This window comes from Pseudomonas baetica (assembly GCF_002813455.1).
GTDB lineage: Bacteria > Pseudomonadota > Gammaproteobacteria > Pseudomonadales > Pseudomonadaceae > Aquipseudomonas > Aquipseudomonas baetica.
Genome location: NZ_PHHE01000001.1, coordinates 5,891,716 through 5,918,317 on the forward strand (window position 1 = coordinate 5,891,716; position 26,602 = coordinate 5,918,317).

The window sequence follows — 26,602 nt, forward strand, 5'->3', positions numbered from 1 at the left end:
ATTCAAAAATTGGAGACAGCAATGGCCGAAGCAAAAGTACTCAGTGGCGCCGGGCTCCGGGGCCAGGTTGCCGGGCAAACCGCACTGTCCACCGTAGGCCAGGCCGGTGCCGGGCTGACTTATCGCGGCTACGACGTGCGCGAACTGGCCGCAGACGCACAATTCGAAGAAGTGGCGTACCTGCTGCTGTACGGCGAACTGCCGACCCAGGCGCAACTCGACGCCTACCAGAACAAGCTGAGCAAGCTGCGCGACCTGCCGCAAGCGCTGAAAGAAGTGCTGGAACGCATCCCCGCCGACGCCCACCCGATGGACGTGATGCGCACCGGTTGCTCGTTCCTCGGCAACATCGAACCGGAGAAAGACTTCTCCGAACAACGCGACAAGACCGACCGTCTGCTGGCCGCGTTCCCGGCGATCATGTGCTACTGGTATCGCTTCAGCCACGACGGCAAACGCATCAACTGCGTCAGCGACGAACCGACCATCGGCGGCCACTTCCTGCACTTGCTGCACGACAAGAAACCGAGCGAGCTGCACGTCAAAGTGATGAACGTCTCGTTGATCCTCTACGCCGAGCACGAATTCAACGCCTCGACCTTCACCGCCCGTGTTTGCGCTTCGACCCTGTCCGATCTGTATTCCTGCGTCACGGCGGCCATCGGTTCGCTACGTGGCCCGCTGCACGGCGGCGCCAACGAAGCCGCGATGGAAATGATCGAGCGCTTCACGTCGCCGCAAGAGGCGATCAAAGGCACCCTCGGCATGCTTGAGCGCAAAGACAAGATCATGGGCTTCGGCCATGCGATCTATAAGGACAGCGATCCGCGCAACGAGGTGATCAAGGGCTGGTCGAAAAAACTCGCGGACGAAGTCGGTGACGAGGTGCTGTTCGCGGTTTCCGAAGCCATCGACAAGACCATGTGGGAGCAGAAAAAACTGTTCCCGAACGCCGACTTCTACCATGCCTCGGCGTACCACTTCATGGGCATCCCGACCAAGCTGTTCACGCCGATCTTCGTCTGCTCGCGCCTGACCGGCTGGGCCGCGCATGTGTTCGAGCAACGCGCCAACAATCGCATCATCCGCCCAAGCGCCGAGTACACCGGCGTCGAACAGCGCAAGTTCGTGCCAATCGAACGTCGCTGAATGGTGAGCCCTCCGCATCGGTAACTGGATAAACCGGGAACCAATGTGGGAGGGGGCTTGCTCCCGAATGCGGTGTATCAGTCAATGAGGCTTCAATGACACACCGCATTCGGGAGCAAGCCCCCTCCCACCATTGACCGAGTCCACTTCAGTGCCGGTGCAGTGCTCACCCTTTGCAATCACCGTGACCCGAGTCCTGACCCGATGAACACAGAATTCCGCAAAAACCTGCCCGGCAGCCCGCTGGATTACTACGACACCCGCGCGGCAGTCGATGCGATCCTGCCCGGCAGCTACGACACCCTGCCGTACACCTCCCGCGTGCTGGCGGAAAACCTCGTGCGTCGCTGCGATCCGGCCACGCTCACCGATTCCCTGAAACAACTGATCGAACGCAAACGCGATCTCGACTTCCCGTGGTTCCCGGCGCGTGTGGTGTGCCACGACATTCTTGGTCAGACCGCACTGGTCGATCTCGCCGGCCTGCGTGACGCGATTGCGTTGCAGGGTGGCGACCCGGCGCAAGTCAACCCGGTGGTGCCGACGCAACTGATCGTCGACCACTCGCTGGCGGTAGAGGCGGGCGGGTTTGATGCGCAGGCGTTCGAGAAAAACCGCGCCATTGAAGATCGCCGTAACGAAGACCGTTTCCACTTCATCAACTGGACCAAAAAGGCCTTCAAGAACGTCGACGTGATCCCGCCGGGCAACGGCATCATGCACCAGATCAACCTGGAGAAAATGTCGCCGGTGATCCAGGTGCGTGACGGCGTAGCGTTCCCCGACACCTGCGTCGGCACCGACAGCCACACCCCGCACGTCGATGCGCTGGGCGTGATCGCCATCGGCGTCGGTGGGCTTGAAGCCGAAAGCGTGATGCTTGGCCGCGCCTCGTGGATGCGCCTGCCGGAAAGCGTCGGCGTCGAACTGACGGGCAAGCTGCAACCTGGCATCACCGCCACCGACATGGTGCTGGCGCTGACCGAATACCTGCGTAAGCAGAAAGTCGTCGGCGCGTGGCTGGAGTTCTTCGGCGAAGGCGCCTGCGCGCTGACCCTCGGCGACCGCGCGACCATCTCCAACATGGCCCCGGAATACGGCGCCACTGCCGCGATGTTCTACATCGATCAGCAGACCATCGATTACTTGAAACTGACGGGGCGCGAAGACCAGCAGGTGCAACTGGTCGAGCACTATGCCAAAACCACCGGCCTGTGGGCTGACAGCCTCAAAGGCGCGCAATATGAGCGTGGTTTGACCTTCGATCTGTCATCGGTCGTGCGCAACATGGCCGGCCCGAGCAACCCGCACGCTCGCGTCGCCACCAGCGATCTGGCCGCCAAAGGCATCTCTGGTCAGTGGGAAGATGTGCCGGGCCAGATGCCCGACGGCGCAGTCATCATCGCCGCCATCACCAGTTGCACCAACACCAGCAACCCGCGCAACGTGATTGCCGCCGGCCTGATTGCGCGCAATGCCAACAAACTTGGCCTGACCCGCAAACCGTGGGTGAAATCGTCGCTGGCACCGGGCTCGAAGACCGTGGCGCTGTACCTCGACGAAGCCGGGTTGACCACCGAACTGGAACAGCTCGGTTTCGGCGTCGTCGCGTTCGCTTGCACCACCTGCAATGGCATGTCCGGCGCGCTGGACCCGGTGATCCAGCAGGAAATCATCGACCGCGACCTCTACGCCACCGCCGTGCTCTCCGGCAATCGCAACTTCGACGGCCGGATTCATCCGTACGCCAAGCAAGCGTTCCTCGCTTCGCCGCCGCTGGTGGTTGCTTACGCGATCGCCGGCACCATCCGTTTCGACATCGAAAAAGACGTGTTGGGCGTGGTCGATGGCAAGGAAATCCGCCTCAAAGACATCTGGCCGAGCGACGAGGAAATCGACGCGGTGGTGAAGTCTTCGGTCAAGCCTGAGCAGTTCCGTCAGGTCTACATCCCGATGTTCGCTGTCCACGAAGACACCGGCCCGAAAATCACGCCGCTGTACGACTGGCGCGAGATGAGCACTTACATCCGCCGTCCGCCGTACTGGGAAGGCGCGCTGGCTGGCGCGCGGCCGCTCAAGGGCATGCGCCCGCTGGCGGTGCTGCCGGACAACATCACCACCGATCACCTGTCGCCCTCGAACGCGATCATGCTCGACAGCGCCGCCGGTGAGTACCTGGCGAAAATGGGCCTGCCGGAAGAGGATTTCAACTCTTACGCAACGCACCGTGGCGACCACTTGACTGCGCAGCGCGCGACGTTTGCCAACCCGAAACTGTTCAACGAAATGGTGGTGGAAAACGGCAAGGTCAAACAGGGTTCGCTGGCCCGTGTCGAGCCGGAAGGCAAAGTGATGCGCATGTGGGAAGCCATCGAAACCTACATGGAGCGCAAACAGCCGCTGATCATCATTGCCGGCGCCGATTACGGTCAGGGTTCGTCCCGCGACTGGGCGGCCAAAGGCGTGCGGCTGGCCGGTGTTGAAGCAATTGCCGCTGAAGGTTTCGAGCGCATTCACCGCACCAATCTGGTGGGCATGGGTGTGTTGCCGCTGGAGTTCAAACTCGGCACCGACCGTCACACTCTGGCCATCGACGGCAGCGAAACTTACGACGTGATCGGCGATCGCAAGCCGCGCGCCGATCTGACGCTGGTGATCCACCGCAAGAATGGCGAGCGTGTCGAGGTGCCGGTGACTTGCCGTCTCGATACCGCTGAAGAAGTGTCGATCTACGAGGCCGGCGGCGTGTTGCAGCGCTTCGCCCAGGATTTCCTCGAAGAGTCGGCGGTTGCCGTTTAAATCATCGGATGTGGGCGTGGGATTTTAAGTCTCGCGCCTTCGTTAAGGAGCACCATGGCCCACGCACCTCAAATAAAGATCCCCGCCACCTACATGCGCGGCGGCACCAGCAAAGGCGTGTTCTTCAGCCTCAAGGATCTACCCGAAGTCGCGCAGACTCCCGGCCCGGCCCGTGATGCCTTGCTGCTGCGCGTGATCGGCAGCCCCGACCCGTACGACAAGCAGATCGACGGCATGGGCGGCGCTACGTCCAGCACCAGCAAAACCGTGATCCTGTCGAAAAGCATCAAGGCCGATCACGACGTCGATTACCTGTTTGGTCAGGTCTCCATCGACAAACCGTTCGTCGACTGGAGCGGCAACTGCGGCAACCTCTCGGCAGCGGTCGGTTCGTTCGCCATCAGCAACGGTCTGGTCGACGCCAGCCGCATTCCGCACAACGGTGTTGCCGTGGTGCGCGTGTGGCAGGCCAACATCGGCAAAACCATCATCGCTCACGTGCCGATCACCAACGGCGAAGTGCAGGAAACCGGTGATTTCGAACTCGACGGCGTGACCTTTCCCGCCGCCGAAGTGCAAGTCGAATTCATGAACCCGGCGGCGGAAGAAGAGGGCGGCGGCGGTTCGATGTTTCCCACTGGCAACCTGGTCGATGAGCTGGAAGTGCCGGGTGTCGGCACGTTCAAGGCAACCATGATCAATGCCGGGATCCCGACGATCTTCGTCAACGCTGAAGACATCGGCTACACCGGCACCGAACTGCAAGGCGCGATCAACAGCGACCCGAAAGCGTTGCAGATGTTCGAAACCATCCGTGCTTACGGTGCGCTGCGCATGGGCCTGATCTCCAATCTGGATGACGCGGCCAAGCGCCAACACACACCCAAAGTGGCGTTCGTGGCCAAGCCTGTGGATTACCTGGCGTCCAGCGGCAAAGCCGTGGCGGCTGGCGATGTTGATTTGCTGGTGCGCGCGTTGTCGATGGGCAAGTTGCACCACGCGATGATGGGCACGGCGGCGGTGGCGATCGGTACCGCAGCAGCCATTTCCGGTACCTTGGTCAACCTTGCCGCGGGCGGTGTTGAACGCAACGCCGTGCGCTTCGGTCATCCGTCCGGGACCTTGCGCGTCGGCGCCGAGGCCAACCTTGAAAACGGTGAGTGGGTCGTTAAGAAAGCCATCATGAGCCGCAGTGCGCGGGTGTTGATGGAAGGTTACGTCCGGATCCCCGGTGATTCTTTCTGACCCGGCACCGAACAAAACTGTAGGAGTGAGCCTGCTCGCGATAGCGCACTGACATTCAGCATCAATGTTGCCTGACACGCCGCCATCGCGAGCAGGCTCACTCCTACAGTTATCTGCATTTCAGCCATAAGAAATCGTTAGCCCTGAACCGAGGTCCCATCAACGAACCACTTCAAGAGTGAATCGAACATGAGCGCCAACGTCGACCTGAACAACCGCCCCGACTACGACCGTGTCCTGCAGGACATCGCCGATTACGTCCTCACCTACAAAATCGAATCCACCGAAGCCCTCGACACCGCCCGCAATTGCCTGATGGACACGCTCGGCTGTGGCTTGCTGGCCCTGCGTTTCCCCGAATGCACCAAACACCTCGGCCCCCTCGTCGAAGGCACTGTCGTGCCGTTTGGCGCGCGGGTTCCGGGTACCAGTTATCGCCTCGACCCGGTGAAAGCCGCGTGGGACATCGGCTGCATCGTCCGTTGGCTCGACTACAACGACACCTGGCTCGCCGCTGAATGGGGGCATCCGTCGGACAACCTCGGCGGCATTCTTGCGGTGGCTGATCACCTTTCGCAAAAACGTCTGGCCAATGGCGAAGCACCGATGACGATTCGCGATGTGCTCGAAGCGATGATCATGGCCCACGAGATTCAAGGCATCATCGCCCTGGAAAACTCCTTCAACCGCGTAGGACTCGACCACGTCATTCTGGTGAAAGTCGCCTCGACCGCTGTGACCGCCAAACTGATGGGCGCCAACCGCGAGCAACTGCTGTCGGCGTTGTCCCATGCGTTTGCTGATGGGCAGGCGTTGCGCACCTATCGCCATGCGCCGAATGCCGGTTCGCGAAAATCCTGGGCGGCGGGGGATGCGTCAAGCCGTGGCGTGCGTCTGGCCGACATCGCCCTTCGCGGCGAGATGGGCATTCCCGGTGTTTTGAGCGCTAAACAGTGGGGCTTCTACGACGTGCTGTTCAGCCACACCAACAACGATCTGGCGTTGAAGCCGGAGGACAAACGCAGCTTCAGCTTCTCGCGCCCTTTCGGCAGTTACGTAATGGAGAACGTGCTGTTCAAGATCAGCTTCCCCGCCGAATTTCACGCGCAAACGGCCTGCGAGGCCGCCGTCACCCTGCATCCACAAGTGCGCAATCGCCTGCATGAAATCGACCGGATCGTCATCACCACCCACCAATCGGCGATCCGCATCATTTCCAAGGTCGGGCCGCTGGCCAACGCCGCCGACCGCGATCACTGCATCCAGTACATGACCGCCGTGCCGCTGGCGTTTGGCGATCTGGTGGCCGAGCAATACGAAGATGACTTCCACAAGGCCCATCCGATCATCGATGTGCTGCGCGAAAAAATGGTCATCGTCGAAGAGCCGCGCTTCACCCGCGAATACCTGGAAGCCGACAAACGCTCGATTGCCAACGCCGTGCAGGTGTTTTTCAAGGACGGCTCAAGTACCGACAACGTGGTGGTGGAATACCCGATCGGCCATCGTCGCCGTCGTGCCGAGGGCATTGCGCTGCTCGAAGACAAGTTCAAGGCGAACCTGGCAACCCGTTTCACTGGGCAACGCAGCGGCGAGATCTTCGCGCTGTGCAAAGATCAGGCGCAGCTTGAGGCGACTCCGGTGAACCGCTTTGTCGATCTATTCGTGATCTAAGGCTCATGCAAACCGCAGGATCACCCTTCGGTTGGTCCTGCTCTTTTTCTCGATTTTTTCGCAAAACACCCGGCCGATTTCCCGGGTGTTCTGCACGTGGGTGCCGCCACAGGGCTGGATATCGATGCCGATGACTTCAACCAGCCGCAGCTCACCCTGAATCGCTGGGGGTTTAACCGTTTGGCTGGCGGTTTTTTCCAGCAGTGCGGGGTATTCCGAGGCGGGCATCGACAGAGTGGTGACTGGAATGGCCTGCTCGATCAGCGCGTTGAGGTCGCGGGTGAGGCTGTCCTTGTCGAGGGTCATTTCCGGCAGGTCGAAGTCCAGACGTCCCTTGTCGGCGCTGATGCTGCATCCCGTCACCGGTGCATTGATGATCGAGCCCAGCAGGTGCAGGCAGGTGTGCATCTTCATGTGTTGATAACGACGCGCCCAGTCGAGGCTGGCATTGAGCAGGGTGCCGACGCACAGTTGAGGCGGGCATTGCGCCACGTTGTGCCAGATGATCGATGGCAGCAACGGGTCGCGCAGCGTTTCCGTCACTTCGATCCGTGTGCCATCCGGCAGGCTGAAGTGTCCGGTGTCCCCCGGCTGCCCGCCACCGGTGGGATAGAACAGCGTGTGTTCGAGGACGACGGCCTGATCAACCACCGCGATCACCCGCGCGCTGAACTCACGCTGGTAGGGGGCGTTGTTAAACAGGCTGAGGGTTTCCATGGTGTGTACCGACATTTGAACCTCCGATGTTCAATGCATGGTTTTTCGACGTTTGGCTTGCAATTTGGTGATCGCAAAACCGCCCAGCAGGATGGCCGAATAGAGCATCAGCTCCCGAGAGATTTTCGTGCCTTCGTACCCGGCGCCGATGATCACGGCGAACACCGGAAAGATGATGAAAACGAACGACAGCAGGACCGGACTCAAGCGTTTGAGCAACACGAAATAGACGATGAAGCCGCCGACCGACGCCACCAGTCCGAGGTAGAGCAGGGCGCCCCACGAGCGTGGAGTGATGGTGGCGAACGTCGGGTTTTCTAGCGACAGGCCAGCGACCAGCAGCATCAAACCGGCGATACCAATGGGCAGGGTGTTATAGGTGATCACGCTGATCGCGCTGCCGTGCTTTTTGGTCACCACGTAACACAGCGCATGCATGATCGCCGCGCTGAGAATCGCAACCACACCGAGCCATTCCGCCTGATCCAGATGCAAACCCTGGCTGCGGATAATCATGAACAGACTGCCGAAACCAATAGCGATGCCGAGCATCTGCGCCGGGTGGATTTTCTCGCGCAGAAACAGCGCAGAGAAAATCAGGATGAACACCGGCATGCAGCTGAACAGCAAGGCTGTCAGGCCTGACGACACATGCATCTCGCCATAGTTGAGCAGGTAGTAGGGCAGGCTGAAATACGACAGCGTGACGAACACAAAGAACCAGCGACTCTGCCGGGGGAACAGCAGCGGCTCCTTGCGCAATACGGCGAAGCCGAGGAACAGCGGAAAGGCAATCAGAAAGCGCAGCCCGGCGGCGGTCAGGGGCGGCACGCTTTCCACGGCAATCTTGATCCCCAGCCAGGTCGTGCCCCAGCTCAGGCAGACGATCAGAAACAGGAGGCTGGTGATCAGCCCGGTCAGCCACGGGCGGGCAATGTTCGACGGCGTGCCGATGGTGGCGGTGGACATGCTTTGAGCTCCTGCGGTGACATTGACCTGGTATGGGAAAAGGTCTATCCCTGATTGCACCTGTTTTGAGTACGCTATTCGGGGCCAGAATGACTGTCAAAGTAAGTATTGCCATGGTGTCAATCCTCCGTGATGGCCTCGCCCATGGCGTTGGCGTGAAGTACAAGCGCCTCGCCGACGCGGTCGAGAAGGCCATCGCTGCCGGTGTTATCGAGGCGGGTTGCAAGTTGCCGCCCCACAGGTTGTTGGCCGATAGCCTCGGCGTGACCATCGGTACCATCAGTCGTGCCTACGGCGAACTGGAGCGTGTGGGATTGGTCGTGGCCCGTGTAGGAGACGGCACTTACGTGCGTCAGCGCGGGATGGAGCGCCCGCAGGACAAGGGCTTTCGCAATGTCAGCGATGAGCCGCCAGCCTGCCTCGACATGAGTCGGAATCAGCCGATTCCCGGGCAGGAAACGGCTTTGATGAGCCAGACCCTACAGGCGCTGGCCGGTGATCCGCGCCGCTTGCAGCAGTTGACGGGATACACCGCCGAAGGAGGGCTGCCACGGCATCGAGCGGCGGGTGCCGAATGGCTGCGCCACGGTGACTTTGTCCCGCACACCGATCAGGTGCTGTGCGTCAACGGTGGCCAGCATGGCCTGCTTTGCGCATTGATGGGTTTGCTCAAGGCCGGTGACACGGTGGTCACCGAGCATTTGTCCTACCCCGGATTGATCAGCGTCGCACGTCAGCTCGGGATCAAACTGATCGGTGTAGGGATGGATGACGAAGGATTGTTGCCGTCTGCGCTGGAGGAAGTTTGCCGTCAGCACCGCGTCTCGGCGTTGTATTGCACGCCAACGATCCAGAATCCGACGGCTGCGGTCATGTCGGTCCCTCGGCGTGAGGCGATTGCCGAGGTATGTCGCCAGCACAATCTGCTGATCCTCGAAGACGACGCCCACGCGGTCCTGGATCGCCAGCGGCCGTTGCCACTGAGTTATTTCGCCCCGCAACGATCGGTGTTGATCGGCAGCTTGAGCAAGGCGGTTTCAGCGGGTTTGCGGGTTGGATATCTGCATGCGCCGCAAGCGTTGATCGGGCGTATCAGTTCAGCCATTCGCGGTACCTGCTGGATGGCCAATCCATTGACCATGGAGGTGGCGAGTCTGTGGATCGAAAACGGCATGGCCGAGCGCTTGCTGGATGAGCAGATCGGCGAGATCGGCCGGCGCAAGGCATTGGTGGCGGGAGCGCTGGAGGGATTGAGCTACAAGACACATACCCACAGCCCGCATTTCTGGCTGCAAGTGCCTGAGTTGTGGCGCGCCTCGCAAATTGCCGCGGAATTGAAAGAGAACAACTATCTGGTGGCGACCGCTGAGGCGTTTGCGGTGGGGCATGCGGCGGTGCCGCAGTGTATTCGGGTGAGTGTGTGTAATTCGGTGGGGGATGATGGGTTGTTGCTGGGTGGGTTTGAGGCTTTGGCCCGGGCATTAACAGAGACCGCGTAATCGTTCTTCGCGAGCAAGCCCGCTCCCACAGGTTTCTCTGGTGTTTGCAAAACTTGCATTCACAACAAATCCCTGGGGAGGACACTGACTGAAACCGCGTAATCATTCATCGCGAGCAAGCCCGCTCCCACAGGTTTCTCTGGTGTTTGCAAAACTCGCATTCACCACAAATCCCTGTGGGACGGCATTGACTGAAACCGTGTAATCGTTCTTCGCGGGCAAGCCCGCTCCCACAGGTTTTTCTGGTGTTTGCAAAACTTGCATTCACCACAAATCCCTGTGGGAGGGCATTGACTGAAACCGCGTAATCGTTCTTCGCGGGCAAGCCCGCTCCCACAGGTTTCTCTGGTGTTTGCAAAACTCGCATTCACCACAAATCCCTGTGGGACGGCATTGACTGAAACCGTGTAATCGTTCTTCGCGGGCAAGCCCGCTCCCACAGGTTTTTCTGGTGTTTGCAAAACTTGCATTCACCACAAAATCCTGTGGGAGCTGGCTTGCCAGCGAAGGCGTCAGACCAGACACCGCCAATCTATTTGAACCGCCGCTCCACGCCTTTCTCCACGAGAATCTTCGCCGAAATCTCTTCCACCGAAAAATGCGTGGAGTTGATGTTCGGGATGTTCTCGCGGCGGAACAGGTTTTCCACTTCGCGTACTTCGAATTCGCACTGGGCGTAGCTCGAGTAGCGGCTGTTGGGTTTGCGCTCGTTGCGGATCGCGGTGAGGCGGTCCGGGTCGATGGTCAGGCCGAACAGCTTGTGCTGGTGCGCGCGCAGGGCCGCTGGCAGGGTCAGGCGCTCCATGTCGTCTTCGGTCAGCGGGTAGTTGGCCGCGCGGATGCCGAATTGCATGGCCATGTACAGGCACGTCGGCGTCTTACCGCATCGCGACACGCCCACTAGTATCAGATCGGCCTTGTCGTAATAGTGGGTGCGCGCGCCGTCGTCGTTGTCGAGGGCGAAGTTCACCGCCTCGATACGCTCCATGTAATTGGAGTTATGGCCGATCGAATGGGATTTGCCAACGGTGTAGGAAGAATGCTCGGTTAGTTCCTGTTCGAGAGGCGCCAGGAAGGTCGAGAAAATGTCGATCATGAAACCATTGGACGTTGCGAGAATCTCACGGATGTCCTGATTGACGATGGTGTCGAAGATAATCGGCCGAAAGCCGTCTGTTTCGGCGGCTTTGTTGATTTGTTGTACCATGGCCCGCGCTTTATCCACGCTGTCGATGTACGGTCGCGTGAATTTGCTGAAGGTAATGTTTTCGAACTGCGCCAAGAGGCTTTGACCCAGGGTTTCGGCGGTGATGCCGGTGCCATCGGAGATAAAGAAAGCAGATCGTTTCATTTGCACCTTGGGCCTTAAGCTAGTGACGATTCTTGGATATGATAGGCGCGATTTGCCGGCCGCCATTGGCCCGCATTCTCACTTATTTTCCAGGTCCAGGCCATACAACCGGCCAACGCTCCCCCGAGCTGCCGGTTTCTGAGCTTTTCCAACACAGTTAGTGGAGAGATCACCTTGGTAGAGTACGTAGTTTCCCTCGATAAGCTCGGCAAACACGATGTTGAGCATGTGGGGGGCAAGAACGCATCCCTGGGCGAGATGATCAGCAACCTGGCAGGTGCCGGTGTGTCGGTCCCTGGCGGCTTTGCCACCACCGCGCAGGCCTATCGCGACTTCCTCGAACTGAGCGGTTTGAACGATCAGATCCACCAGGCCCTCGATGCTCTGGACGTCGATGACGTCAATGCTCTGGCCAAGACCGGCGCTCAGATCCGCCAATGGATCATGGAAGCCGAATTCCCCGAAAAACTGAATGCCGAGATCCGCACCGCGTTCGCCGCGCTGTCGGCCGGTAACCCTGACGTGGCCGTGGCCGTGCGTTCTTCCGCCACCGCCGAGGACTTGCCGGACGCGTCTTTTGCCGGTCAGCAGGAAACCTTCCTGAACATCCGTGGTGTGGAAAACGTTATCCGCGCCGCCAAAGAGGTGTTCGCCTCCTTGTTCAACGACCGTGCGATTTCCTACCGTGTGCACCAGGGCTTCGACCACAAACTGGTCGCCCTGTCGGCTGGCGTGCAGCGCATGGTGCGTTCGGAAACCGGCACTGCCGGTGTGATGTTCACCCTCGATACCGAATCCGGTTTCCGTGACGTGGTGTTCATCACCGGCGCTTACGGTTTGGGCGAAACCGTCGTTCAAGGCGCGGTCAACCCGGATGAGTTCTACGTGCACAAGGGCACGCTGGAAGCCGGTCGTCCGGCGATCCTGCGTCGCAACCTGGGCAGCAAAGCGATCAAGATGATCTACGGCGACGAGGCCAAGGCCGGTCGTTCGGTCAAGACCATCGACGTCGACAAGGCTGACCGCGCACGTTTCTGCCTCAGCGACGCTGAAGTCAGCGAACTCGCCAAGCAAGCGATGATTATCGAAAAGCACTACGGCTGCCCGATGGACATCGAGTGGGCCAAGGACGGTGATGACGGCAAGCTGTACATCGTGCAGGCTCGTCCGGAAACCGTGAAAAGCCGCACTCAGGCCAACGTCATGGAGCGTTACCTGCTAAAAGAAACCGGCACCGTGCTGGTTGAAGGTCGCGCCATCGGCCAGCGCATCGGCGCTGGCAAGGTACGCATCATCAAGGACGTGTCCGAGATGGACAAAGTCCAGCCGGGCGACGTGCTGGTCTCCGACATGACCGACCCGGACTGGGAACCGGTGATGAAACGCGCCAGCGCCATCGTCACCAACCGTGGTGGCCGCACCTGCCACGCGGCGATCATCGCCCGTGAATTGGGCATTCCTGCCGTTGTCGGTTGCGGCAACGCCACCCAACTGCTCAAGGACGGCCAAGGCGTGACCGTGTCCTGCGCCGAAGGCGACACGGGTTACATCTTCGAAGGCGAGCTGGGCTTCGACATCAAGAAGAACTCCGTCGACGCCATGCCGGAGCTGCCGTTCAAGATCATGATGAACGTCGGCAACCCGGACCGCGCTTTCGACTTTGCGCAACTGCCGAACGCCGGTGTGGGCCTGGCCCGTCTGGAGTTCATCATCAACCGTATGATCGGCGTGCATCCGAAAGCACTGCTGAATTACGACGGTCTGCCGCAGGAAATCAAGGAAAGCGTCGACAAGCGCATCGCCGGTTACGACGATCCGGTCGGCTTCTACGTCGAAAAACTGGTTGAAGGCATCAGCACCCTCGCTGCCGCGTTTGCACCGAAGAAGGTCATCGTGCGTCTGTCGGACTTCAAGTCCAACGAATACGCCAACCTGATCGGCGGCAAGCTGTACGAGCCGGAAGAAGAAAACCCGATGCTGGGCTTCCGTGGCGCTTCGCGTTACATCAGTGAATCGTTCCGTGACTGTTTCGAACTCGAATGCCGCGCGCTGAAACGCGTGCGCAACGAGATGGGCCTGACCAACGTCGAAATCATGGTGCCGTTCGTGCGCACCCTCGGCGAAGCCAGCCAGGTGGTCGATTTGCTGGCCGAGAATGGCTTGAAGCGCGGCGAGAACGGTTTGCGCGTCATCATGATGTGCGAACTGCCATCGAACGCGATTCTCGCGGAAGAATTCCTTGAGTTCTTTGACGGTTTCTCGATCGGTTCCAACGACCTGACTCAACTGACCTTGGGTCTGGACCGTGATTCGGGCATCATCGCGCACCTGTTCGACGAGCGTAATCCGGCGGTCAAAAAACTGTTGGCCAATGCGATTGCCGCCTGCAACAAGGCTGGCAAGTACATCGGTATCTGCGGTCAGGGCCCGTCCGACCACCCGGATCTGGCCAAGTGGCTGATGGAGCAGGGCATCGAAAGCGTGTCGCTGAACCCGGACACTGTGCTGGAAACCTGGTTCTTCCTCGCGGAAGGCCAGACACCGGCTTAAAGAGTATGTGAACGGCCCGCTTTCCTTGTGGGAGCGAGCCTGCTCCGGGCGGCGTTCCGACGAAGACGGAGCAACATTCAACAGTGATGTTGGCTGACACTCCGCTTTCGCGAGCAGGCTCGCTCCCACAGGAGGCGGGTTTTGAGATTCAAGTAGGGCGGGCTCCTGTAGATGCCGCCCTTTTTTGTGCAAGAGCATTATGCAAAGCAGCAGCAACCTATTTCCTGTCGCCCTGATCAGCGCCGAACGACGCGGCGATCTGAGCGAAGACGTTTATCGATTGAAACCCGGCAACAGCCCGGACTGGTCTGTGGAAATCGCCGTCACCCGACTGGGCATGGCCGATGAACCGGCGGTGCGCGGCGTGCCGGTGATTCTGCTGCATGGCAGTTTTTCCAACCGGCGCTTCTGGTTTTCGCCCAAAGGTCTGGGGCTGGGCGCGTATCTGGCGCGTCTGGGCTTCGACGTGTGGATTCCGGAGATGCGCGGCCACGGCCTGTCGCAGCGTAACGAGGAGTACCGGCGCAATCGTGTTGCCGACTACGCTCGCTACGATCTGCCGGCGATTGCCGCGTTTGTCCGTGAGCAGAGCGGGCAGGTGCCGCACTGGATCGGTCACTCGCTGGGTGGCATCACGCTGGCGGCCGCGCTCGGTGGCGAATACCTGGGCGAGCCTGCCGTGGCTTCTGCGGCGTTTTTCGGCACGCAAGTGAGCCGCACCTATTGGCCGCTGAAAATTCCGCCGGTGGAGTGGAGCAGCCGCTTCATTCTCAAGCGCTTTGCGCAGCTGTCCGGTTCACGTTTCAAGCGCGGCCCGGAAGACGAGCCGATCGGCCTGGCCATTGAAAGCATGCGTTGGTATGGCCTGTTCGGTCGCTTTGGCGACAAGGACAAGGATTGGTGGGCAGGGCTTGCCGACGTTCAGGTGCCGGTGCTGGCGGTCAGCGCTGCGGGGGATCACCAGGACCCGAGTTGGGCTTGCCGCAAACTGTTCGAACAGGTGGGCTCAGAGCATAAGCAGTTCATCGAGTTGGGGCGCACTCAGGGCTTCAAGGACAACTTCGGGCATGTCGAGATGCTCGTGAGCAAGGCCGCGCAGGCCGAAGTCTGGCCGTTGGTGGCGTGTTGGTTGAACGATCAGCGCACGCCATTGCTGGGCGAGAAGCCGGATCTGGCCGCTGCCGTCTGATGGAGCGCTCTAAAAGGGCGTTTCGTTCGGATCGGCTTGCGGCTAAGATATGACGCATTGTGCGGTTCTGGTCATATTGGGTGGCTGTTTCGCTATTGCGTTTCAGCGTTTGTTCAGGTTTGTTCAGCGACCATTGGATGAACTAAGGTAAACAGCGACCGCCGGGACTCGTTTCAAAAGAGTGCGGCATCCTTGATCGTCTTCCTTTTTACAGGAGTTTTTCGATGAACCATTACCTCACGCCTGACCTGTGCGACGCCTATCCGGAGCTGGTGCAGGTGCTGGAACCGATGTTCAGCAATTTCGGCGGCCGTGATTCGTTCGGCGGCGAAATCGTGACCATCAAATGCTTCGAAGACAACTCGCGGGTCAAGGAGCAGGTCGAGCTCAAGGGGAATGGCAAGGTACTGGTGGTCGACGGTGGTGGTTCGCTGCGTCACGCCCTGTTGGGGGACATGCTGGCCGAGAAAGCCGCGAAAAACGGTTGGGAAGGGCTGGTGATCTACGGTTGCATCCGCGACGTCGATATCATTGCGCAGACCGATCTGGGCGTGCAGGCCCTTGCTAGCCACCCGAGGAAGTCCAACAGGCGCGGGCTCGGCGACCTTGATGTTCCAGTCACTTTTGCCGGTGTGACGTTTCACCCGGGCCACTACATCTATGCGGACAACAACGGCGTAATCATCTCGCCGAGCCCGCTGAAGATGCCTGAATAAGCTTTCGACAAAGGGATGCGGATGTTCGAGGAAGAAAACGCGCAGTGGGGGCTGGTGCATGCCCTGGTGCTGGACGGTAAAGGCGGTGCGCGTTCGATAGCCCGGACTGAACTCGACGATTTGCAACTGCAGGCCCATGAAAGCCTGTGGCTGCATTGGGACCGCAGTCATCCGCAAACCCAGACCTGGCTACGCAAATCCAGCGGCCTCATTGAGTTCACCTGCGACCTGCTGTTGGAAGAGAACACCCGGCCGCGTCTGTTGCCGTTGCCGGATTCCGAGCTGCTGCTGTTCTTGCGCGGGGTCAACCTCAATCCGGGCGCCGAGCCGGAAGACATGGTCTCGGTGCGGATTTTTGCCTCCGCTCAGCGCGTTATCTCCCTGCGTTTGCGTCCGTTGCGTGCCACTGATGAATTGCTGGCGATGCTGGAGGAGGGCAAGGGCCCGAAAACCTCTTCTGAGCTGATGCTTTATCTGGCGCAGTTGCTCACTAACAAGGTGCAGGATCTGGTCACTTGCCTCTCGGAAATCGCCGATGAGGAAGAAGAAAAAATGGATGCCGACGAACGGTATACCCCTGAGCATGGCGCCATTTTGCACATCCGTCGCAGGGCGGCCGGACTGAAGCGGTTTCTTGCTCCGCAACGGGATATTTTCGGACAACTGACGCGGATAAAACTGCCTTGGTTTGTCGATGACGATGCCGACTACTGGAACGAATTGAACAACAGCCTGACCCGCTATCTGGAAGAGCTCGAATTGACACGAGAGCGCGTGGGGCTTGTGCTGGAGGCTGAAGACCGGCGTTTGAGCCTGCGCATGAATCGCACGATGTATCGCTTCGGCATCATCACCTGCATCTTCTTGCCGATGAGTTTTATCACCGGGCTACTGGGTATCAATGTCGGCGGAATTCCCTTCGCGAGTAGCCCTTATGGTTTCCTGATTGCCTGTTTGACGGTGCTCGCAATGGCCTTCGGACAATGGTGGTTATTCCGCCGTTTGCGCTGGGTTTGAAAATGGCGCATGTGACCCGACCAAATTTGCCCGCGTCTTTCACAGACATCACGAGAGGTGCGTATGCACGATCCGTTTGAACAGTCTTTGCGCGACATGCTCAACGCTTCGCCGTCCAGCCGCGACGACGATGCATGCCTGGGGCGCGTACTCAAAACCGCCAACCGCCAGGTGGGTGCCGGTGATCTGTTCAGCCTGCTGGGCCGCTGGCTGCCCGCGCTGATGATCGCCCTGAATAATGGATCGGCCCATGTGTCGCCGGTTTCCCGTCTTCGTAAACCTGTTGCTCGCACTGCTGATAAGGCTGATTGAATATGGAACTTGATCTCTGGACTCAGAGCCTCGTCACTGCAATGACTGCGTTGTGGACCAAAGTCGCCAACTTCATCCCGAACCTGTTCGGCGCACTGGTTGTGCTGCTGTTGGGTTTCGTCGTGGCCAAGCTGCTCGACACCTTGTTGTCCAAGTTGCTCGCCAAGCTGGGCCTGGATCGCCTGATGGGTGGCACCGGGCTGACCAAATTGATGTCACGTGCCGGGCTGCAAGTGCCGATCTCGACCCTGATCGGCAAGATCGTCTATTGGTTCGTTCTGCTGATTTTTCTGGTTTCTGCAGCAGAATCCCTTGGACTTGAGCGAGTTTCAGCTACGCTGGACATGTTGGCGCTGTATTTGCCGAAAGTATTCGGCGCCGCGCTGGTGTTGCTGGTAGGCGTTTTGCTCGCACAATTGGCCAATGGGCTGGTGCGCGGGGCGGCAGAAGGCGTAGGCCTGGACTACGCTTCGGGGCTGGGGCGAATTGCTCAGGGGCTGGTGATCATCATCAGCATCTCGGTCGCGATCAGTCAGCTTGAAGTGAAGACTGACCTGCTGAACCATGTGATTGTCATCGTATTGATTACCGTTGGTCTGGCCGTTGCGCTGGCCATGGGCCTGGGAAGCCGGGAAATTGCCGGTCAGATTCTTGCGGGAATCTATGTGCGTGAGCTGTATCAGGTTGGGCAACAAGTGCGTGTTGGCGAGGTCGAAGGCCAGATCGAAGAGATCGGCACGGTTAAAACCACATTGCTGACCGATGAGGGTGAGCTAGTCTCTCTCTCCAATCGGATCCTGCTGGAACAGCATGTGAGTAGCCGCTAACCCGGCAAACCCTGCTAATGTATGCCGCCGCGAAATGCCAGCTGATGCTGGTTGCGGTGGACATTGACCTGACTGTCGGCACGACTTGTTTTGAATAAAGCCCAAACGCTATCCACGCGCTACGACCCCCGCGAACTCTCTGATGAGGAGTTGGTCGCGCGCTCGCATACCGAGCTTTTTCACGTAACGCGCGCTTATGAAGAACTGATGCGGCGTTACCAGCGAACATTATTTAACGTTTGTGCGAGATATCTTGGGAACGATCGCGACGCAGACGATGTCTGTCAGGAAGTCATGTTGAAGGTGCTGTACGGCCTGAAGAACTTCGAGGGCAAATCGAAGTTCAAGACATGGCTATACAGCATCACGTACAACGAATGTATTACGCAGTATCGGAAGGAACGGCGAAAGCGTCGCTTGATGGACGCATTGAGTCTTGACCCCCTCGAGGAAGCGTCCGAAGAAAAGGCGCCAAAACCCGAGGAGAAGGGCGGGCTTGATCGCTGGCTGGTGTATGTGAACCCGATTGACCGCGAAATTCTGGTGCTACGATTTGTCGCAGAGCTGGAATTTCAGGAGATCGCAGACATCATGCACATGGGTTTGAGTGCGACAAAAATGCGTTACAAACGTGCTCTAGATAAATTGCGTGAGAAATTTGCAGGCATTGCTGAAACTTAGTTCGGCGCAAATATCTCTTACGTGTAGGCAAGTTCTGATAGACTTGCCGCCGAGTTGTCCCCCGGTTTGCGGGACTGCTTCACAATCACCAGATGGGGATTTAACGGATGAAACTGAAAAACACCTTGGGCTTGGCCATTGGTTCTCTGATTGCCGCCACTTCGTTCGGCGCTCTGGCACAAGGCCAAGGCGCAGTTGAAATCGAAGGCTTCGCAAAGAAAGAACAATTCGACAGCGCTCGTAACTTCAAAAACAACGGCAACCTGTTCGGTGCCTCTGTCGGTTACTTCGTAACTGACGACGTTGAACTGCGTCTGGGCTACGACGAAGTGCACAACGTACGTGCCAACGATGGCAAGAACGTAAAGGGCGCTAACACCGCTCTGGACGCTCTGTACCACTTCAACAACCCGGGCGACATGCTGCGTCCGTACGTTTCGGCCGGTTTCTCTGACCAGAGCATCGACCAGAACGGTTCGAACGGTCGCAACCGTTCCACCTTCGCCAACGTTGGCGGCGGTGCCAAGCTGTACTTCACTGACAACTTCTACGCCCGCGCTGGCGTTGAAGCTCAGTACAACATCGACCAGGGCGACACCGAGTGGGCTCCAAGCGTCGGTATCGGTGTGAACTTCGGTGGCGGCTCCAAGCCTGCTGCTGCTCCAGTTCCAGCACCAGCTGAAGTCTGCTCCGACAGCGACAACGACGGCGTTTGCGACAACGTTGACAAGTGCCCGGACACCCCAGCCAACGTAACTGTTGATGCTGACGGCTGCCCAGCAGTTGCTGAAGTTGTTCGTGTTGAGCTGGACGTTAAGTTCGACTTCGACAAGTCGGTTGTGAAGCCAAACAGCTACGGCGACATCAAGAACCTGGCTGACTTCATGAAGCAGTACCCATCCACCAGCACTACTGTTGAAGGTCACACTGACTCCGTCGGTCCTGACGCTTACAACCAGAAACTGTCTGAGCGTCGTGCAAACGCCGTTAAGCAGGTTCTGACCAATCAGTACGGTGTTGAATCGTCCCGCGTTCAGTCTGTTGGCTACGGCGAATCCCGCCCAGTTGCTGACAACAAAACTGAAGCTGGCCGTGCTGTTAACCGTCGCGTAGAAGCGCAGGTTGAAGCTCAAGCTAAGTAATTAGCTGCCGCTGCGAGAAAAGCCCGGCTTAGGCCGGGCTTTTCTTTGTCTGCGATTTGGCTACTACTAAAAGATCCCAGCCTGCGGCAGCTGCTACAGGACGTATGCACCTCCCATGTAGGAGCTGCCGAACGCTGCGATCTTTTGATCTTGCGCAACAGCAGCAACAGTACCAATCACCAGGATGGCCGGACTTTTCAGCTCAAACGCAGAGGCATCCAACTCCATCGCCAGCAGATCACTGCGGCACTCCCGCTGCTCTGGCAAAGATGCATTCTCGATCATCGCCACTGGCGTATCCGCCGCCATGCCCCCCGCCAGCAGTTGTTCACGAATCTCGCCGAGCTTGGCCACCCCCATGTAAATCACCAGCGTCGTCCCGCCCTGCGCCAGTGCCTGCCAGTTCAATTGGCTGTCGTCCTGGGTATGCGCGGTCACCAGCGTTACGCCGCGCGCCACACCGCGCAACGTCAGAGGAATATCGCACTGCGTCGCCCCCGCCAGCCCGGCGGTAATGCCGTTGACCAGCTCTGCCTCGACACCACGTTCACGCAACCACTGCGCTTCCTCGCCGCCCCGGCCGAAAATGCATGGATCCCCGCCCTTGAGTCGCACCACGCATTTGCCGTGACGGGCATATCTCAACATCAAGCGGTGGATGAACGCCTGCGGTGTCGAGCGGCAACCACCACGCTTACCCACCGCAATGATTCGCGCGGTGGGGCAGTGTTCAAGCACCGCGTCGTTGACCAGGTCATCAATCAACACCACATCGGCTTCGCGCAAGGCGCGCACTGCTTTGAGGGTCAGCAGTTCCGGATCGCCAGGGCCTGCGCCCACCAGCCAGACTTTTGCATTCATGGTGTTTTCCTCATCAGATGGCGGCAATCGGCTGCACATCGGCGGCCAGCAAGCGTTTTATTTCCGGGACGCACGAGCCGCACTGCGTGCCGCATCCCAATTGGTTTTTCAAACCTTGTAGATCCAGGCCTTGGCGGATGCCGGCACAGACTGCGTTGAGGCTGACGTTTTTGCAGTTGCACAAGGTTCTGTCGCTGGCGATGTAGCCCGCGGCGCTGCCCGGCGGCGCGCTCATTGGCGCCAGTAGCCAGCGGCGCAGTTGCTCGTCTGCACGGCCTTCCAGCCACAGGCCTTGCAGCCAGTGCCGGGCAAGGGTTTCGCCGGCCAGGCGAATGGCGGTGATCCGGCCGTTTTCAATGCGTACACGCTTGCCGATGGCCCGGCGTGGGTCGTCGTAGGCCAACACCGGCCCCTCGATCAGTGACAGACATTGGTCGATTTCACGCAGCAATTGCGGATCCGGCGCTTCGCTGCTGGCTGCGCGTATCAGCAATGCCGATCGCTCACGTCCGACAAGGCTGAGACTCACGTAGGAAAACGCCTCACAGAGCGGTCGTAGCGCCTCGAAATGCCGTTGAACGTCACCCTCGATCAGTGCGAAAAGCTGCCACGGCAGATTGACCGACTCCAGGCGCACGCCGCTGTGCTTGAGTTCCGGTTGCTTGGACAGAGGATCGAAGGCCGACAGGGTCAGGCTGTTCACGCCGCCCTTGAGAAAACGGTCGCCCCAATGCATCGGCAAAAACGCCTGACCCGGGCGCACGCTGTCATCGCTGCCAACCGCGACGATCACTGCGCCGCGACGGCTTTTCAGATTGACCAGATCCCCCGGCTGCAAACGATGCCTGCGCAATTCGTCCGGGTGCAGGCTCAACACCGCTTCACTGACGTGGCCGAACAATTGCGCAGCAGTGCCGGTGCGGCTCATGCCATGCCACTGATCGCGCAGGCGGCCGGTGATCAACGTCAGCGGGAAGCGCGCATCGCGTTGCTCCTTGGCGGCGCGATACGGATCGGCGATGAACTGTGCCCGCCCGTTGGCCGTAGGAAAAATACCGTCGCCATACAAGCGTGGCGTCCCCTGTTTGGCGCCGGCAGGGAAGGGCCACTGTTGCGGCCCGATCTCGTCGATCAAGGCATGGCTGATCCCCGACAGATCCAGATCACGTCCACGGGTCAGCAGTTTGAACTCATCAAACAGCTGCGCGGGTTGATCAAAGGCAAACAGGCTTGGCGCTTGTGGGCGCAGACGTTTCTCCAGGCGCTGTGCGAAATCCACGGTGATCGCCCAGTCCGGCCGCGCTTCACCCGGTGCGAGAACAGCTTTGCGCACGTGGGAAATCCTTCGCTCGGAGTTGGTGACTGACCCTTCCTTCTCGCCCCAACTGGCGGCGGGCAACAGCAGGTCGGCGAATGCAGCGGTTTCGGTGGTGCGAAACGCTTCCTGCAACACCACAAAGGGGCAAGTTTCCAGCGCCGTCCGCACCGAGCTCTGGTCCGGCATCGATTGCGCAGGATTGGTGCAGGCAATCCACAACGCCTTGATCTGGCCGCTGCGCACTTGCTCGAACAGTTCAATGGCGCTCAGCCCCGTGGTTTCCGGCAACCGGTCAACGCCCCAGTAAGTCGCCACTTCAGCACGATGCTCAGGATTGGCGGCTTCACGATGGCCGGGCAGCAGGTTTGACAGACTGCCGGTTTCCCGGCCACCCATGGCATTCGGCTGACCGGTGAGGGAGAAAGGTCCTGCTCCGGGACGGCCGATTTGCCCGGTGGCCAGGTGCAGATTGATCAGCGCGCTGTTCTTCGCGCTACCCGCGGTGGACTGGTTCAAACCCATGCACCACAACGACAGGAAACCCGGCGAAGTGCCCACCCATTCGGCGCACTGCTGTAACTGCTCGACACTGATCCCGCACAGTTGCGAAACCATTTGCGGAGTGTAATCACGTACCAGACTTTTCAGTTCCGCCAGACCGTCGGTGTGGGCCTTGATAAAGTCGCGGTCGACCCAGTCTTCCCACAGCAGCAGATGCAAAATCCCATGGAATAAAGCGACATCGGTACCAGGCAAAATCGCCAGATGCAGATCCGCCAGGTCGCAGGTGTCGGTGCGTCGTGGATCGATAACGATGACTTTCATCTGCGGGCGCTGGGATTTGGCTTCTTCCAGCCGACGAAACAGCACCGGATGGGCGTAGGCCATGTTGCTGCCGACGATCATCACGCAATCGCTGAGTTCCAGGTCCTCATAGCTGCACGGCGGCGCATCGGCGCCGAGGCTGCGTTTGTAGCCGACCACCGCCGAAGACATGCACAGCCGCGAATTGCTGTCGATGTTGTTGGTGCCGACCAGCGCCCTGGCGAGTTTATTGAACGCGTAGTAATCCTCGGTGAGCAATTGCCCGGAGATGTAGAACGCCACGCTGTCCGGGCCGTGTTCGGCGATGGTCTCGGCGAATACATTGGCGGCGTGCTCAAGCGCCGTATCCCAATCCGTGCGGCTGCGCGCCAGCCCCTTGCCCAGGCGCAGTTCCGGGTACAGCGCTCGCGCCGTAAGGTCGCCGGTCAGGTGCAGGGTCGAGCCTTTGCTGCAGAGTTTGCCGAAGTTGGCCGGATGTGCCGGATCGCCGCTGACGCCGAGGATGCGCTCGCCGTCATGCTCGATCAGCACGCCGCAGCCGACCCCGCAGTAACAGCAGGTCGAGGCGGTCGTCTGGCGGTTCATCAGATTGCGTCCCGCAGGGCCAGTTGCACCCGGCCGTTTTCAACCCGGGCCGGGTGGTGGTGCGCGCAACCGACGTCAGGTGCCTGAGCTTCGCCCGACGCCAGATCAATCTGCCAGTTATGCAGCGGGCAGGCCACGCGTTTGCCGTAGATCAATCCCTGTGACAATGGCCCGCCCTTATGTGGGCAGCGGTCGTCGAGGGCGAAAACCTCATCGTCACTCGTACGAAAAATCGCGATGTCCCCTTTGGGCCCGGCAATGATCCGCGAACCGAGGGCGTTGATGTCTTCCAGAGCACAGATATCGAGCCAGTTCATGCCGGCACCTCCAGGTTTTTCACGGAAATCACGTCGAATTCTTTCTTCAGTTGCGGCTGCGCCAGACGTTCTTTCCACGGATCCTGTTCAAACGACAGGGAGAATTGCAGGCGTTCGTTCAGCGCTTTGCGACGTTCCGGGTCTTCCAGCACGGCTTTCTTGATGTGCTCCATGCCGACCCGTTGCAGGTAGTGCACGGTGCGTTCGAGGTAGAAGGCTTCTTCGCGATACAGCTGCAGGAAGGCGCCGTTGTATTCGCGGACTTCTTCGGCGGTTTTCAGCTTGACGAAGAACTCGGCGACTTCGGTTTTGATCCCGCCGTTGCCGCCGATGTACATCTCCCAGCCGGAATCGACGCCGATGATGCCTACGTCCTTGATCCCCGCTTCCGAGCAGTTGCGTGGGCATCCGGAGACGGCCAGTTTGACTTTGTGCGGCGACCACATGTTGAACAAGTCGTGCTCAAGCTCGATGCCCAGTTGCGTCGAGTTCTGCGTGCCGAAGCGGCAGAACTCGCTGCCGACGCAAGTCTTCACGGTGCGGATGGATTTGCCGTAGGCATGACCGGACGGCATGTCGAGGTCTTTCCAGACGCCGGGCAGATCCTGCTTTTTGATGCCGAGCAAGTCGATGCGCTGGCCGCCGGTGACCTTGACCATCGGTACGTTGTACTTGTCCGCCACGTCGGCAATCCGCCGCAGTTCCGAAGGGTTGGTCACACCACCCCACATCCGTGGCACCACAGAATAGGTGCCGTCTTTCTGGATGTTGGCGTGGGCGCGTTCGTTGATCAGGCGCGATTGCGGATCGTCCTTGGCTTCGCCGGGCCAGGTGGAAATCAGGTAATAGTTGAGCGCCGGGCGGCACGTCGCGCAGCCGTTCGGCGTGCGCCAGTTGAGGTAGCTCATGGTGCCGGCGATGGTCAGCAGATGCTGCTCGCGAATGGCCTGACGAATCTGCCCGTGATTGAGGTCGCTGCAACCGCAGATGGCTTTTTCGCTTTTCGGTTTGACGTCGGCCGCGCCGCCGACGGTGTTGATCAGGATCTGTTCGACCAAACCAGCGCAGGAACCACAGGAACTGGCAGCCTTGGTGTGTTTTTTCACCTCGTCGACACTGAACAGGCCGTGTTCCTGAATCGCTTTGACGATGGTGCCCTTGCACACGCCATTGCAGCCGCAGACTTCAGCGGTGTCGGCCATGCTCATGGCTTTGTCCTGGCCCTGATGTCCTACATCGCCTAAAGCGTTTTCTCCAAACATGAGGTGATCGCGGATCTCGCCGATGGCGTGATTCTCACGAATCTGCCGGAAATACCAACCGCCATCTGCCGTATCGCCGTACAGACAGGCGCCGACCAGTACGTCATCCTTGATCACCAGTTTTTTGTACACCCCACCGATCGGGTCGGAGAGGGTGATGGTTTCGGTGCCTTCGCCGCCCATGAAGTCGCCGGCGGAAAACAGATCGATGCCAGTAACTTTCAATTTGGTCGAAGTCACCGAGCCTTGGTAACGAGCAAAGCCCAATTGCGCGAGGTGGTTGGCGCAGACCTTGGCCTGTTCAAACAGCGGCGCGACCAGGCCGTAAGCAATGCCGCGATGGCTGGCGCATTCGCCGATGGCATAGATGCGCGGGTCGTAGGTTTGCAGGGTGTCGTTGACCAGAATCCCGCGATTGCAGGGGATGCCGGCCTTTTCCGCCAGTTCGGTATTGGGGCGAATGCCGGCAGCCATCACCACCAGATCGGCAGGGATGATGTCACCGTTCTTGAATTGCACCGAACCGACGCGGCCATTGCCGGCGTCGTGCAGGGCCTGAGTCTGTTCGCACAGGCGAAAGTGCAGGCCACGGGATTGGAGGGCGGTTTGCAGCAGTTGGCCGCTGGTTTTGTCCAGTTGCCGCTCCAGCAGCCATTCGCCGAGGTGCACCACGGTGACGTGCATGCCGCGCAGCATCAGGCCGTTGGCGGCTTCGAGGCCGAGCAGGCCGCCGCCGATCACTACGGCGTGCTTGTGGGTTTTTGCGGTGTCGATCATCGCCTGGGTGTCGGCGATGTCGCGATAACCGATCACACCCTGCAAGGTGTTACCGGGGATTGGCAGGATAAACGGCGTTGAGCCGGTGGCGATCAGCAAACGATCATATTCAGCCTCGGTACCGTCTTCGGCGATTACCCGGCGCTTGACCCGGTCGATCTCCACCACTTTGCGGTTGAGCAGCAACTTGATGTTGTTTTCCAGATACCAGTCGAGGTCGTTGAGCACGATCTCTTCAAAGGTTTGCTCGCCGGCCAGCACCGGCGACAACAGAATGCGGTTGTAGTTGGTGTGCGGTTCGGCACCGAAGACTGTGATGTCGTACAGCTCGTTGCTCAGCTTGAGCAGTTCCTCCAGGGTGCGGACCCCGGCCATGCCATTGCCGATCATCACCAGTTTGAGTTTTTTCATCAGGTTCTCCGGGGGAGCGGCGGCTGGCCTCTTGTGGGCAGTCAGGCCTTGCTCGAGAAATTTTGCGCAAACAAAAAAAGGCGTCCCGCTAGTTGCCTAGCGAGGACGCCTTTGTCCTGGTCCCGTTCTCTCGGGAAGCGCAGCCTTCGTCGTTGAAGGCTGGGCTTTATGTGTGTGTTGAGAGGGGTAATGCAGTGGTTGTGCCAAGTGGGGGTGGGGGCGGGTTTATTGGGGGTTCGCGGGTTTTGAGGGTGATTTTCTGCACTGAATCGAGGCGGGTTGCTCGTTCGTGGGGCGTTGAACTGATGGAATTTCAGTGCCTGTAAGGACGCCTTCGCGAGCAGGCTCGCTCCCACATTTAAAATGCATTCCCCTGTGGGAGCGGGCTTGCTCGCGAATGGCGCGACGC

At 59.4% G+C, this 26,602-nt stretch carries 21 protein-coding genes; 13 read left to right on the forward strand and 8 right to left on the reverse strand.

What is annotated here, in order from left to right; genetic code table 11:
- The first annotated feature begins 21 nt into the window (after nt 1-21).
- The 4 genes from prpC (at nt 22) to prpD (ending at nt 6,867) form a co-directional block, all read left to right on the forward strand.
- Entirely contained in the window at nt 22-1,149 is a 1,128-nt protein-coding gene (gene prpC, locus ATI02_RS27315) for a bifunctional 2-methylcitrate synthase/citrate synthase (protein WP_100847892.1), read from the forward strand.
- 204 nt (nt 1,150-1,353) lie between these two features.
- Nucleotides 1,354-3,948 (forward strand): Fe/S-dependent 2-methylisocitrate dehydratase AcnD, encoded by a 2,595-nt coding sequence (acnD, locus tag ATI02_RS27320; RefSeq protein WP_100847893.1) that lies wholly within the window; start codon nt 1,354-1,356, stop codon nt 3,946-3,948.
- 54 nt (nt 3,949-4,002) lie between these two features.
- On the forward strand, nt 4,003-5,193 hold the full coding sequence (prpF, locus tag ATI02_RS27325) for a 2-methylaconitate cis-trans isomerase PrpF (protein ID WP_100847894.1): 1,191 nt from the start codon (nt 4,003-4,005) through the stop codon (nt 5,191-5,193).
- Between the two features lie 189 nt (nt 5,194-5,382).
- Nucleotides 5,383-6,867 (forward strand): 2-methylcitrate dehydratase, encoded by a 1,485-nt coding sequence (gene prpD, locus ATI02_RS27330; RefSeq protein ID WP_100847895.1) that lies wholly within the window; start codon nt 5,383-5,385, stop codon nt 6,865-6,867.
- A 3-nt stretch (nt 6,868-6,870) separates the two neighbouring features.
- Here prpD and ATI02_RS27335 read toward each other — a convergent pair whose 3' ends face one another.
- Together ATI02_RS27335 and ATI02_RS27340 are read right to left on the reverse strand one after the other, a co-directional pair.
- Nucleotides 6,871-7,599: an alanyl-tRNA editing protein gene (locus ATI02_RS27335; protein ID WP_095189434.1), complete on the reverse strand. Its 729-nt coding sequence runs from the start codon at nt 7,597-7,599 to the stop codon at nt 6,871-6,873.
- 15 nt (nt 7,600-7,614) lie between these two features.
- Nucleotides 7,615-8,553: a DMT family transporter gene (locus ATI02_RS27340; protein WP_100847896.1), complete on the reverse strand. Its 939-nt coding sequence runs from the start codon at nt 8,551-8,553 to the stop codon at nt 7,615-7,617.
- Between the two features lie 89 nt (nt 8,554-8,642).
- Between ATI02_RS27340 and ATI02_RS27345 the strand changes: the two genes are divergently transcribed.
- Nucleotides 8,643-10,052 (forward strand): aminotransferase-like domain-containing protein, encoded by a 1,410-nt coding sequence (locus ATI02_RS27345; protein WP_100847897.1) that lies wholly within the window; start codon nt 8,643-8,645, stop codon nt 10,050-10,052.
- A 102-nt stretch (nt 10,053-10,154) separates the two neighbouring features.
- Here the strand turns inward: ATI02_RS27345 and ATI02_RS32145 are convergent, their stop codons facing one another.
- Together ATI02_RS32145 and ppsR are read right to left on the reverse strand one after the other, a co-directional pair.
- A complete protein-coding gene (locus tag ATI02_RS32145) occupies nt 10,155-10,316 on the reverse strand; it encodes a hypothetical protein (protein WP_157815151.1) in 162 nt (53 codons plus the stop codon).
- 268 nt (nt 10,317-10,584) lie between these two features.
- Nucleotides 10,585-11,403 carry a posphoenolpyruvate synthetase regulatory kinase/phosphorylase PpsR gene (gene ppsR, locus ATI02_RS27350; protein WP_095189437.1) on the reverse strand — a complete coding sequence of 273 codons (819 nt, stop codon included), beginning with the start codon at nt 11,401-11,403 and terminating at the stop codon, nt 10,585-10,587.
- A gap of 174 nt (nt 11,404-11,577) precedes the next feature.
- Here ppsR and ppsA point away from each other — a divergent pair, with 174 nt between their 5' ends.
- From ppsA to ATI02_RS27390, 8 genes are all read left to right on the forward strand, one after another.
- Nucleotides 11,578-13,953, forward strand: coding sequence for a phosphoenolpyruvate synthase (gene ppsA / locus ATI02_RS27355; protein WP_095189438.1), 2,376 nt, complete (start codon nt 11,578-11,580; stop codon nt 13,951-13,953).
- A 199-nt stretch (nt 13,954-14,152) separates the two neighbouring features.
- A complete protein-coding gene (locus ATI02_RS27360; protein ID WP_100847898.1) occupies nt 14,153-15,142 on the forward strand; it encodes an alpha/beta fold hydrolase in 990 nt (329 codons plus the stop codon).
- 224 nt (nt 15,143-15,366) lie between these two features.
- Nucleotides 15,367-15,858, forward strand: coding sequence for a ribonuclease E activity regulator RraA (gene rraA, locus ATI02_RS27365; RefSeq protein ID WP_100847899.1), 492 nt, complete (start codon nt 15,367-15,369; stop codon nt 15,856-15,858).
- 21 nt (nt 15,859-15,879) lie between these two features.
- On the forward strand, nt 15,880-16,875 hold the full coding sequence (locus ATI02_RS27370; RefSeq protein ID WP_100847900.1) for a divalent cation transporter CmaX: 996 nt from the start codon (nt 15,880-15,882) through the stop codon (nt 16,873-16,875).
- A gap of 63 nt (nt 16,876-16,938) precedes the next feature.
- Nucleotides 16,939-17,187 (forward strand): CrfX protein, encoded by a 249-nt coding sequence (locus ATI02_RS27375; RefSeq protein WP_095189442.1) that lies wholly within the window; start codon nt 16,939-16,941, stop codon nt 17,185-17,187.
- Nucleotides 17,188-17,189: 2 nt separating this feature from the next.
- Nucleotides 17,190-18,014 (forward strand): mechanosensitive ion channel family protein, encoded by an 825-nt coding sequence (locus ATI02_RS27380; protein ID WP_007916401.1) that lies wholly within the window; start codon nt 17,190-17,192, stop codon nt 18,012-18,014.
- Nucleotides 18,015-18,104: 90 nt separating this feature from the next.
- Nucleotides 18,105-18,695, forward strand: a complete 591-nt coding sequence (sigX, locus tag ATI02_RS27385; protein ID WP_011333251.1) for an RNA polymerase sigma factor SigX — start codon at nt 18,105-18,107, stop codon at nt 18,693-18,695.
- Between the two features lie 107 nt (nt 18,696-18,802).
- Nucleotides 18,803-19,837 carry an OmpA family protein gene (locus tag ATI02_RS27390; RefSeq protein ID WP_100847901.1) on the forward strand — a complete coding sequence of 345 codons (1,035 nt, stop codon included), beginning with the start codon at nt 18,803-18,805 and terminating at the stop codon, nt 19,835-19,837.
- A gap of 93 nt (nt 19,838-19,930) precedes the next feature.
- On the opposite strand, the gene cobA is transcribed toward ATI02_RS27390, so the two are convergent.
- From cobA to nirB, 4 genes are read right to left on the reverse strand one after another with little or no spacing between them, the layout of a single operon-like run.
- Nucleotides 19,931-20,698, reverse strand: a complete 768-nt coding sequence (cobA, locus tag ATI02_RS27395; protein WP_100847902.1) for a uroporphyrinogen-III C-methyltransferase — start codon at nt 20,696-20,698, stop codon at nt 19,931-19,933.
- A gap of 13 nt (nt 20,699-20,711) precedes the next feature.
- Nucleotides 20,712-23,426: a nitrate reductase gene (locus ATI02_RS27400; RefSeq protein WP_100847903.1), complete on the reverse strand. Its 2,715-nt coding sequence runs from the start codon at nt 23,424-23,426 to the stop codon at nt 20,712-20,714.
- Nucleotides 23,426-23,743, reverse strand: a complete 318-nt coding sequence (gene nirD / locus ATI02_RS27405; protein ID WP_095189446.1) for a nitrite reductase small subunit NirD — start codon at nt 23,741-23,743, stop codon at nt 23,426-23,428. Before nirD ends, ATI02_RS27400 begins: the two co-directional genes overlap by 1 nt.
- Nucleotides 23,740-26,193 (reverse strand): nitrite reductase large subunit NirB, encoded by a 2,454-nt coding sequence (gene nirB, locus ATI02_RS27410; RefSeq protein ID WP_100847904.1) that lies wholly within the window; start codon nt 26,191-26,193, stop codon nt 23,740-23,742. The genes nirD and nirB overlap by 4 nt, the downstream gene beginning before the upstream one ends.
- Nucleotides 26,194-26,602: the final 409 nt, after the last annotated feature.